Annotated in this window: 5 protein-coding genes; all 5 read left to right on the top strand. The window is 56.8% G+C overall.

Annotated features, from left to right (window positions below; all coding sequences use genetic code 11):
- The first annotated feature begins 23 nt into the window (after positions 1-23).
- Entirely contained in the window at positions 24-938 is a 915-nt protein-coding gene (locus SINAC_RS03230; RefSeq protein WP_015244265.1) for an amidohydrolase family protein, read from the top strand.
- A complete protein-coding gene (locus SINAC_RS03225; protein WP_015244264.1) occupies positions 935-1,732 on the top strand; it encodes an amidohydrolase family protein in 798 nt (265 codons plus the stop codon). Before SINAC_RS03230 ends, SINAC_RS03225 begins: the two co-directional genes overlap by 4 nt.
- 105 nt (positions 1,733-1,837) lie before the next feature.
- Entirely contained in the window at positions 1,838-3,172 is a 1,335-nt protein-coding gene (locus SINAC_RS03220) for a DegT/DnrJ/EryC1/StrS family aminotransferase (RefSeq protein WP_015244263.1), read from the top strand.
- A 366-nt stretch (positions 3,173-3,538) separates the two neighbouring features.
- The gene (locus SINAC_RS03215) at positions 3,539-4,900 is read left to right on the top strand and encodes a glycosyltransferase family 39 protein (protein WP_015244262.1); all 1,362 of its coding nucleotides are present in this window, start codon (positions 3,539-3,541) and stop codon (positions 4,898-4,900) included.
- Between the two features lie 1,213 nt (positions 4,901-6,113).
- Entirely contained in the window at positions 6,114-11,984 is a 5,871-nt protein-coding gene (locus SINAC_RS39620) for a fibronectin type III domain-containing protein (protein ID WP_015244261.1), read from the top strand.
- Positions 11,985-12,139 lie beyond the last annotated feature (155 nt).

Raw genomic sequence — 12,139 nt, 5'->3', positions numbered from 1 at the left:
GGCTTGAGTGAGGAACCAGCATCATGACCCCGACCGCCCCTGAGCCCCCCCCTTCGCGACGCCTTTTCCTGAAGCAGGCGACCGCAGCGGCCTCCCTGCTCGGAACCAGCCTACCCCGGCGCGAGGCCAGGGGAGCCCTTGAACCCGAGGCCAAGCCGGGGCCAAGCCCGAAGGGCAAGGTGATCGACTGCCACGGCCATCTGGCCCACCGGAGCCGGCCGACCTGGGAGAAGGAAGACCAGGCGTTGATTGATGCGGCCGACCGCCTCGGAATCAACCAGCTCTGCTGCTCGCTCCTCACGCCGAAGCGACCGGCGACCCCTGAGGGGTTCCGGGAATGCAACCGGTGGACGCTCGACGCGATGAAACGCTTCCCCGGGCGGGTCCTCGGCTACGCTTTCGTAAACCCAGGGTATAAGGACGAGGCCCTCGAAGACATCAAGCGCTGCGTGGGAGAAGGGTTCATTGGCATCAAGATGTACAACGACTTCTTCGCCACGGACCCGGTCGTCTTCCCCATCGTCGAGTTGGCGATCGAGCTGGGCGTGCCCATCCTCCACCACGCCGGCCACTTGCACTACTTCCTGAAAGAGCAACCCCATATTTCCGACGGCGGGCATTTTGCTGAACTCGCAGGCCGCTACCCAGAAGCCAGGCTCATCTGCGCCCACGCCTGCGGCGGAGGAGACTGGGAGTGGACGATCAAGGCGCTTCGGCACGCACCGACGGTTTACCTCGACACCAGCGGAAGCGTCACCGATGACGGCGTGATTGAGTTTGCGGTAAAAACCCTCGGCGCGGACCGACTCGTTTTCGGCTGTGACATGTCGATGACCGTAGGTGTGGGCCGAATCCAAGGCGCAGACCTGGACGCGACGACAAAGGCGAAGATCCTCGGAGGAAACATGGAGGCGATCCTCAAAGGGCGAAAATCATGATCATCGACTTCAATGCGTATCTGGGGCACTTTGCCTTCCGCCGGTTGCGCCACAATAGCGCGTCGTCGCTCTTGAAACTGATGGATGAGAAGCAGATCGATAAGGCCGTTGTCTCCAGCGCAAGCGCCATCACCTACCGCAACGCGCAGGCGGGGAACGAAGAGCTCGCCAAGGAGGTCGAGCCTCATCGCGACCGCCTGATCCCGTTTGCCGTCATCAACCCGTTCTATGCCGGCTGGCAAGACGACCTCAAGTCGTGCCACGAGACGATGGGCATGAAGGGCCTTCGGCTCTATCCCGGGTGGCATAACTACCGGCTGGCCGACCAGAGTTGCCACGACCTGATCGACGCGGCGACAGAGCGGGGCATGATCATTTCGATCCCAATGCGCGTCGAGGACGCGCGGAATCGGAGTTGGCTGGTTGACGTCCCCGACCTCGCGTTGGCGGACGTCAGCACGCTGGTGAAGGCGTTCCCGAAGGCGCGGTTCGTCCTGCTCAACGGCCTCGGATATGTGAGCACCCCCCTGGGACGGAAAGACGGGGGATTGCCGGCGAACTACTTGATCGAGATTTCTCGGATCGACTCGGTCCTGGCCAATGAACTCGGCCAGCTCATTGCCAACCTCGGGGCCGACCGCGTCGTCTTCGGCACGGGCATGCCGTTCAACTACCCTGACCCGGCCCTGCTCAAGCTCCAGGTGCTCGAGTCGAGCAAGGACGACAAGGACAAGCTCGCTTGGAAAAATGCCGCCAACTGGCTGCACAGCACGCAATCAAACAAAAATCCATAATACATCATTCTAAAACAGGAATAGCCCACGCGACGAACGCGTCACATTTTCGATTGCATGCTCAACTGAGTGACAGTCGGTTCATTGAAGGGAGACCCAAATCAAATGCGGCGCGATCCCAGCAAGAAACAGCTCGAGGCGACTCGCCGGGCGGTGCTCCAATCGGCCGGAGCCCTGGCGGCCGGCTTTCTGACTCAGCCCGCGACGGCCAAGGGAACGACCGAGAACCTGGCGCTTCAGGGAGGGCCGACCGCCGTTACCATGCCGACGCGCAAGCAGGCCGACGCTGCGCGCTGGCCGATCTTCGAAACGGAGGAAGAGCAAGCGATCGTCGAGTTCCTTCGCAACCCCGGTTACGGGCCGATCGCCGCGCTCGAAGCGGACTGGAAGGACTTTTTTCAGGCCCCGTTCGCGAAAGCCCAGTGCAACGGCACGAGCGCGATCGCGGCGATGTTCTTCGCGCTCGACCTGCCTCCCGGCAGCGAGATCATGGTGCCGAGTTACACCTTCTTCGCCTCGATCGTGCCGATGCGGGTCTTCGGCCTGGTTCCCGTCTTCGTCGACGTCAATCCGCGCACGCTCAACTTCGACGTCGACGACGCCAAGCGCCGGCTGACCAAGAACACCAAGGCGGTCTTCCCGGTCCACTGGATGGGCCTGCCCTGCGCCATGGACGACATCAACGCCTTCGCCGCCGAGCACGGCCTGGCAGTCCTGGAAGACGTGGCCCACTCCCCGGGAGCTTCCCTCAAAGGCAGACCCGTGGGCACCTGGGGCCGGATGTCGATCTTCAGCTACCAGGCGACGAAGCCGATCCCGGCCATGGAAGGGGGGATGGGGATGTATCAGAACCGTGAGGACTACGAGCGGGCGACCACGTTCGGCCACTCCGACCTTCCTCCGAGCTTCCCCGCAAACAGCCCCTACCGCAAATTTGAAGGGTCCGGGCTCGGACTCAAGTTTCGGATGAACCCAATGGCCGCGGTCCTGGCCCGGGCTCAATTGCGCAAGCTCAAGGCACGCAACGAGGACGGCGTCGCCCAGGTCCGCAAGCTGAACGACCGGATCAGCCAGTTACCCGGCCTGGTCGAACCGACGATCCGGTCCGACATGTCACGTCTCTATTACTCTTCAAACATCTTCTTCCTTGACGAAGCGAAAGCCGGCTTCACCCGAGCCGCCTTGGTCAAGGCGCTTCAGGCCGAAGGGGTCAAGGCCACGGCCCATCGCTATCGCCTCCAACACAAGCTTCCCCTCTACCAGGACGCGGCCTGGTGGCACCACGCGCCGGTCATCCCTGAGTTACCCGGTTCAGACGAAGCCAACCGGACTGCGGTCGGCCTTCCCTACTTCACCTCAGAGGTCCCCGAGCTCGTCGAGCAATACGCCCAGGCGTTCGAGAAAGTCTGGGCCCATCGCAAGCAACTCGCAGGGATCTGATGGCTTGCCGATTTTTTGGATTTTCAGCTTGGCCTGGTTGCATCCATTACTATAATAGGGCGAAAGTCGACATCCAGGATTACATGTGCTCGCCGTTCAAGGATGAATCGCCTATGAATCAAGTCGTTGAGCACTCCCCCCCCGCCTGAAACAATTAACGCAGCTCGCCTGTAAGGGAGGACGTCTAGTCCTCCCCAGCCACGCGTTGAATCGATCCGCGAAGCCCTCTCTCCGGGCTTTTCAGGATCACCGACGTCGATCCTCAACGACCGGCCGGCCCCTGCCGGCAAGGCGGGGGGAGCGCCGTCCATCCGATTACATATCGTCAATCCGTATAAATAAATAACACCAAAGGCTTGATAAGAAATGCAACCTCCAAATATCGGTCCCGGGGAGCCGATCGTCGCCACCGAGCACGAGGAAACCTGGAGGCAGCGTTACCAGGTTGTGATCGTCTTCGCGATTGCACTCACGTTTGTCCTTCTGACCCGGATTCCCGTGGCGCGTCGCGTGCCGATTGATCCGGATGAGATCGGCTTTCTTCAAACCATTCGGCTCACGCGGTTGCCGCCCCAGCATACGCTGTTCATGGCCTCGGCGCGTCTGCTCAGTGGCCTGGTCGACGACCCCTACCGCAGCTTCTTGATCCTGGACATGCTGGTTAGCGGCCTGGCGTTAACCAGCGTCTGGTGGTGGCTGCGTGCTCTGGTGCGGCCGTCGACGGCCATTGCAATGACCCTGGTGCTGGCCGTCGCTCCGACCTTCTGGACCTACGGCGCGCTGGCGGGGAACTACACCGCGATTCCGCTCGTCGGCGCGTTCCTGCTTGGAGTCGCCGTCCGAACCTGGCGGCAGCCGAAACTCTGGCACCCGTACGCGGCGGCCGTCGTACTGGCCATCGGGACGGGCTACCGGCAAGACATCGGAATCTTCTGGCTCCCCGTCTTCTTTATCATTCTCTGGCCCCACCGCTGGGGAACCGCGTTCCGGGCGATCGCGATTTTCACGGTGCTCAACCTGGCCTGGATCCTGCCGATGCTCGTCAGCGCCGGCGGTTGGCAGCGGTATCGTGCGGTCAATGGCGAGTTCAGCCACCAGGTGATCTACCTCAACTCGCTCTGGAACCTTGGTTTCCGGGATGCGACGCTACGCTACATCGTCAAACTCGGCATGGCCTTGCTCTGGACGTTCGGGCCCGGCCTGATCTTCATCCCCATGGGCTTGATCCGGCTGGTCCGGAGCGAACCCGGGCGCCCGCTGGCGGCGCTGCTCGGCATCAGCGTGCTTCCGGCGATAGCCTATCACCTGCTGCTGGCTTTCGGAGTGCCCGGCTACGCGTTCCATTACGTGCCCGCAGCGGTCGCGCTCATGGCGATCGGTGCCGGCCAGGCCTCCGCAGCGGTGACGACGACTCCCCAAGCCCAAGATCGGGCCCCAGTCCGGCTCACAGCCATCGCGGCCTTACTGGCGGCCTTGTTCTTGTTCTACCCAACCAACTACAACCGACCGGGCGCCTGGGGCGATATCGAAGCCTGCTTCTGCCGCTGCACTCGGATCGGACTCCAAGCGCCGTTGACATTCCGCCCGTTGTCGGCCTGGAAAACGGCCAACACGCGGGTTCCCCATCCCATCGGTTCTCGGCTAGCGACGGTACTTGCTGACCAATCCGCCAAGGGCAGTTCACACCCCGACATCCCCACCCAATCCCAAGCTGGGCACTCACCGTAGCCTCTTCTACGCTGCTTGCTCGGAGAAGATTCTGTTACGGAACCGAACCGCGATTCCCTGAGCCTGACCATGTGCCAATCATGCTCTTCGCCGTTCCCCCTTACCGTCGACGGCCTCAAAAAACGTATCAAGCACTTACGGAATGCAATCGAATGGAACGCCATGCACGCCTTAAAGCACGAAATTCCCCGGCCGCACAACCGTTGGGGCCGGCGTTATCAGGCTGTTAGCCTCTCGGAGGCATCACCACCTTCGCGACTACTAATCCCGAAACCTATGAGAGCAACCTGGTCGATCGGATCATTCGTCCAGGGATAAGGATCATTGACATCGGGGCTAATCACAGCATGCCTAGCCTCGAGATCGCCCTCCACGTGGGCCGTGTTGACGCGCCGCCTTGAGGAAGTCTCGCAAGAACGCTCGGCATCACGCAGCAAGACAAGCGGAGCGTCGCAAAAGGAAATGAGCCGGGAACGGCGCGGATTGTGGGTGTCTGGCCCCCAAGGCACCCGGAAATCCCAAGTGCTTGCCCTCGCAGGGCTGGTCATTGCGCAAATCAAGATAGTCAGCCAACAAGCGGACTGTGTCAGGATGACTTGTAAAAGCCGTTTACAGAAAACCATGGCGACAGTATTGCTATATGAATCACGCGCCTGGTATATTGCGTCGACTTAGGCTAGAAAAAGCACATGAGGGCCGGCTTGCAAGCCAACTACATCAGCCGCACATCCTGAGATCGAGCCTAATTACCACCCCACTAAAATTTCGACGCCGACACACATGACCATGCCCCAATTAAGCCAAGAAGTCCCTGGACTTCCAGGCTTTCCGTCGAATCCCACAATTACAATCGCCATCACTCGCATATTCACGGCGTGCCGTAAAAGCTGATATCGCCAGCCTTTGAGGAATGCAACGGAGTAACACCAGGGCGTGTGAGATAAATCTTGGTTAGCCATCGGGAAACGAACAGAAGCACTTCCATAATCACATGCTGTCGAAATCTTTCACAATTAACATTCAGAATACCGCCTAAAATACTCATAATCAACTTACAGCAAGAGTGTTGACGTCAAGTTTGCACGCCTGACATGGCAGTTCAGAGTTACACCAAAGTAAGCCACGCCTGCGGTCTAGATCGCTCCAATAGCTGACTTAAGCCCGTTTTTGACTCGTCACCAACCTTGATTCGCATCAGAGAGGACAATCCATCATGAGAAGCCGTACGCGCCGATTCGTTCCTGGGGTTTCGGAGATGCTAGAGTCGCGACTGCTCATGGCCAATGGGATAGGCGCATTCAATGAACAGATTGCGAGCATTGCTCAAGATGGATCGGACTACGTCTCAAACCGACCATATAATGGAATCGATTCCGATGGATTTCAGGATCTCCATTTTACAATTGTCAACGTTCCTCTTAACAAGACAATTCGATCAGCCACGATTACGGCACCTGGCGAAATTTGGACCACCGGCGGCACAAACTTTCACTTCCAAGCTTACCTAATTCGATCTGGGACCACCTGCAATCTTTATGTTGAATCATTGTTCACAGGAACAAAATCTTACACTGTTACTTTGGATTACACAGACAACACAAGCAGCCATTCGTCCACAGACGACATCTATGGAACCGGCCCCAACGTTCAGTTCAAGAGGGCCATTAGTCCTGGATGGCCTGCCGTCCAAATCAGTGACCTAGGCTATGGGCTGAGCTCGGAGGACTTGACTGGCCCCACGACAGCGGTTGGAGCCGACGGCCGACTCGATTACCGGATTGCAATCAATGGGGTCATCAAGGGCTACAACCAGCAGCCAGCAGGAGAATGGTCCTATGGCAACTATGTTGTCCTTCGCAATACCGCTGGCACCATTGTCTGGTCGTCACAACCAAGTTATAATTTCACTAAACCTTATGGTTCCTGGGACGCTCAGTTGATTCCAGGAAACGAAGCTGGATCAACAAACCAGTACATCCTATTTTTCCAGCCACCAGCAACGAGCACTCCAGCCTCGCTCGGAAACCTCTATCTCGATGTTTATTACACAAACGGAATGTATGAAACCGCTGGACCGCTCCTGCTTGGCGCCACTAATCTTGCGCCTGCGGTAAGCCAGCCCAACACTTATGCCTTGACAAATTATGCGGGTTTGAGTGCAACTTGGCAGGGACAAATCACGCAGGCCACGGCGGGGGCACGCGTGGGAAGTGTTCAGGTCGCAATTAACAGTCTTCCGGCTGGAAAGTCCGTCGCGTCGATGGTGATGAGCAATACGAGCGGCACCACTTGGACCTACAACTCTCCGACTCAAAATATTAGCTCAGTAGGTCTCCCTCTCTATTACTCCGGCAACTCGATTTATTTTGCACCCAATCGCAATGACGATTCCTCGTCGAAACTCTCTCTTCGAATCAATTTCAGCGATGGAACCAGTTCCTACGTCACCTTTAACGGCGGCGGCGCAAACCTGGCAGCTTACGACCCAGCCCCCCCTTTGCCGGCAAACCCGGTTGTGGTCACTCCTTCCGACGCACCCAATTTGCAGACCATTCTCAACAACAACAGGTACGTAAAACTATCCTCGGGAGTATATCCTCTTACTTCGCAGCTTACCCTGAACAATGCTGTCGATGTTATTGCAGACCCAGGAGCCATCCTAAGTTTCACCACAGGAGGAGCTTATTGGTTTGCCGCAATAACAACAAAAGCAAGCCACGTTCATCTTGATGGATTCACAGTCAAAATTGCCGATTCATTTAACTCAAGAGATGATCTCTTCAATCCGTCATCTCTGATCTTTACGGACAGCCTGACTGGAGCCATGTCAGTCGACCTGAAATTCACCAATTTGACCCTAACACTCCCATATGTCACAGCCAATTCCAACCAGAACGCCCTTGTTGGAATTCGAACGAATCCGAGAACTAGCGGAACCATTGATTCCGTAATTTTCAATGGCCAGGCGGGTTTAATCAAAGGCGGCCCCTGGGTTATTAGCAATAACGACTTTACAGGCACACCCGATGGAACAGACATTTCTGCAACTTTTATTACAAGAGAGGATGCTCACGACATCTCTTTTCTAAACAACAAGCTTCACCAGGACAGCTTGACAGGGATTACTCGAAGATTCTTGTATATCAAACAAGGGTCAAATCTCACCGTGAGCGGAAACAACATTTACGGCAAATTGGGAAGCTTGGCGAGTAGTCCCACCGACCCCACTCCCGACAAGAATTTTCCGGAATTGATTCTCACTGACAACATCAATCCCTACTATGTTGGTAAGCCAGCGTCCGTCTCGACCGATGGTTATCTACTCAAGATCAATCAACTGAGAAGCCAAAATGGGGATATGCCACTGCCAGGCCATATTGTATCGATTGTCGACAGTTCATACACAGGTTCTGTACGTTGGTTTAGGATCGGACAGGTTCTAGACAAGAATACGTACCTGATGCTAGACCCGCTCCCTGGGAATCTCGACAAGGTCATTTCAATTAACTATGGATACTACAATAACACATTTGACCATAACACATGGGATCTTTCCGATTCTAGACTTTCTCCGGCCAATATAGCCATGAGCCTTGCCGGTAGCCAATTCAATCTGAAAATCACTAACAATTATGTAAAATCTGGAAAGGTGTTGTCTGTCGGAAACTCCTTCACCCAAACATACCTGCCTGGCAATGGTCCATGGTCGACACCGGAACTCCGAGAGTATCGAGCGCCGGATATCTGGGCACGAACCCCATCTTATGGTGTGACGATTGAGGGCAATATCTTCGAAAACACAAAAACCATCGAAGTTTACATGAACAGTGACATTCGAAGCGTGTCCGCATTGAACAGCAATCGGCTTTGGTTTGAAGGCACGATTGCACGGAACACGTGGATTTATACAAATGCCTATTTGACACAAGGTGGATCCGCTCCTCCCACGACGGCGGCCATTCGGGTTGGCGACAGTTATTACATTGATACGGCCGAGTACAGCATACTTATCGATCAGAACAACGTCCAAATTCCCCAAGGAATTTCGACGCAGGCGATCCTGGTCTACAACAATAACATTTCAGGGAGTCCGACTCGGCTGATCCTTGGGGCTGCACCGGTAACCCCGGCAACTGTTGCGGCGAACGGCAATACGGGTGCCACACGAATCGATATTTCCTGGGGTAGCGTTTCTGGTGCCACAGGCTACGAACTCGAGAGAAGTCTCGACGGTTCCGTCGGCTGGGTTCGCATTGCGACTCTTGGATCCGCGGCAACAGCATTTCAAGATAGCATGGTCATCGCTTCGAAGGCCTATTACTACAGGGTTCGAACAAAGACGAGCGGCGGTTATTCGCCGTTCAGTTCCGTTGTCTATGCAGTCGCTCAAACAACCACTTCCCCTCCCGCTCCTGCAACCGTTCTGACCGCAGTTTCGTTGAACCAAGACGGAGCGGACCTGACCGGGAAGTCGCAGAATGCCGGGTCGAACAGCTATCAGGACATCCACCTGGTGCTCTCAGGCTTGAACACGGGCCTGGCGATTACGGGTGTGGATCTTCAGGCCTCGGGTTTCCATGCACAGTACGCCGCTCCGTTCGGAAGCAACAACACCAACGGAAATTGGCGTGCGGAACTGCTACGTCAAGGTCTGTCGGCAATCGCTGATCTCTACTTCGAGCCGGGCGGAGCGATCTCGGGGAGTACCGCGTTCTCGATCACGGTTACCTACGCTGGTGGATCGACTCAGTCGGCCACCCTCTACGGAATCTCAGTAACCAATGCCTCCCTGCCGATGTCGACTCTAACGGCCGTCTCGCTCAACCAAGACGGTGGCGACCTCGTCGGTCAGGGGTCGGCCTCCGCCTCAGACGGCTATCAAGATGTTCACCTCGTTCTCAACGGTTTGAATTCGGCCTTCGATGTTGCTTCCATCATTATCCAGGCGCCTGGCTTTGACTCGCGTTATTACGCGTCCCCTGGTTCAGACAACACGTCGGGGCAATGGCGTGCCGAACTGTTGCGCCAAGGCCGATCGACACGAGGCGACGTCTACCTCCAGGCGGGCGGGGCGATTGCTTCGACCCAACAGTTCACCGTCACGGTGAATTACGCGAACGGTAGTACTCAGACGACGACCATGAACGGAATCACTGTCACCAATTCCTCGCTGCCGATGCCCGCATTCACTGCACTGGCCCTCAATCAAGACGGCCGGGACCTGGTGGGTAAATCGGACCACACCGGTCCGAACGGCTACCAAGATGTGCACCTACTGCTCTCTGGCTTGAATACAGCCTTGACCGTCACGGGCGTGATCGTCCAGGCACCCGGAGCGAGATGGGAGTACAACGCTCCATTTGACAGCGACAACACCAACGGATTCTGGAGAGCTGAACTCCTGCGCCAAGGTCTGTCCCCAACCGCCGATCTCTACTTTGAGCCGGGTGGGCCGATCACAAGCAGCCAGCAGTTTACAGTGACGGTTCGATATGCGGACAATTCCACGCGCATATTCACAGTGAATGGAATCGTCGTCACCAACTCGCAGCTTCCTGTCACCCCGACCTTGACAGTGGCGTCGTTGAACCAGGACGGGGCGGACCTGACCGGGAAGTCGCAGAATGCCGGGTCGAACAGCTATCAGGACATCCACCTGGTGCTCTCAGGCTTGAACACGGGCCTGGCGATTACGGGCGTGAATATCCAGACAGCGGGAGCGCAGTGGATCTACAACGCTCCGTTCGGAAGCAACAACACCAACGGAAATTGGCGTGCGGAACTACTGCGTCAAGGTCTGTCGGCAATCGCTGATCTCTACTTCGAGCCGGGTGGGCCGATCTCGGCGAGCACCTCGTTCTCGGTCACGGTTACCTACGCTGGTGGATCGACTCAGTCAGCCACCCTCTCCGGAATCTCGGTGACCAATGCTTCCCTGCCTGTCAGTTTCCCCACGACGAGCCTGACGGTCGCGTCGTTGAACCAGGATGGGGCGGACCTGACCGGGAAGTCGCAGAATGCCGGGTCGAACAGCTATCAGGACATCCACCTGGTGCTCTCAGGCTTGAACACGGGCCTGGCGATTACGGGTGTGGATCTTCAGGCCTCGGGTTTCCATGCACAGTACGCCGCTCCGTTCGGAAGCAACAACACCAACGGAAATTGGCGTGCGGAACTGCTACGTCAAGGTCTGTCGGCAATCGCTGATCTCTACTTCGAGCCGGGCGGAGCGATCTCGGCGAGCACCGCGTTCTCGATCACGGTTACCTACGCTGGTGGATCGACTCAGTCGGCAACCTTCTCAGGAATCTCGGTGACCAATGCCTCCCTGCCGATGCCGACTCTAACGGCCGTCTCGCTTAACCAAGATGGTTCGGACTTTGTGGGTAAATCTGGGATCGCTTCTCCCAGTTACACCCAGGACGTCCACCTGGTGCTCTCAGGCTTGAACACGGGCCTGACGATTACGGGTGTGGATCTTCAGGCCTCGGGTTTCCATGCGGAGTACGCCGCTCCATTCGGCACCAACAATACGAATGGAAACTGGCGAGCCGAACTTCTTCGCCAAGGTATGGCAACAACCGGAGACCTCTACTTTGAGCCGGGTGGGCCAATCTCGGGGAACACCGCCTTCACGGTCACCATCACTTATAGCGGGGGAGTGACTCAGTCGGCCACCTTCTATGGCATTTCGGTGACCAACGCTTCTCTGCCCACCGCCCAACTCATCAACTACAATCAAGATAACCGCGACTTCACGGGATCGGGCAATCCCGCCGCGCCGGATGGGTATCAGGACATTCATTTCGCAATTACGGGAATCCCGACCGGCGTTAGCATCAGCAAAGTCGTGATTTTCGGAGACGGCTCTGCGGACCTCTGGGAATATAACGGGCTTTCCACATCGCAGGCGATCGTGGTCGACCGTGACGTCAATTCGTCGGTCGCCGACCTCTACTTTCAACCGAATCGCAAAGACCGAGGTCTCAGGAAATTCTACGTCAACATCGTCTTGAGTAACGGTACATTGCTGCGGTTTGTTGTCGATGCTCTTGTGGCAACCCCCCAACTTGCCAAAGTCTGAGCCAGCGTTCCGCGGCAAACGATCAGCGGTTTCGTGAATGAACGCCCTGGTTTTCGTTCGCGAACCGCTGAATGCCGTGTCGGCCGGAGCCTCTGATAATCCTCGCCCACGGATCCAACACCGATCACGCAATCACCGAATACATAATAATGCAC

The organism is Singulisphaera acidiphila DSM 18658 (genome assembly GCF_000242455.2).
In the GTDB taxonomy this organism is placed as follows: Bacteria; Planctomycetota; Planctomycetia; order Isosphaerales; family Isosphaeraceae; genus Singulisphaera; species Singulisphaera acidiphila.
The sequence above is the reverse complement of the archived record's forward strand: the minus strand, read 5'-3'. Positions and strand labels throughout refer to the sequence as shown.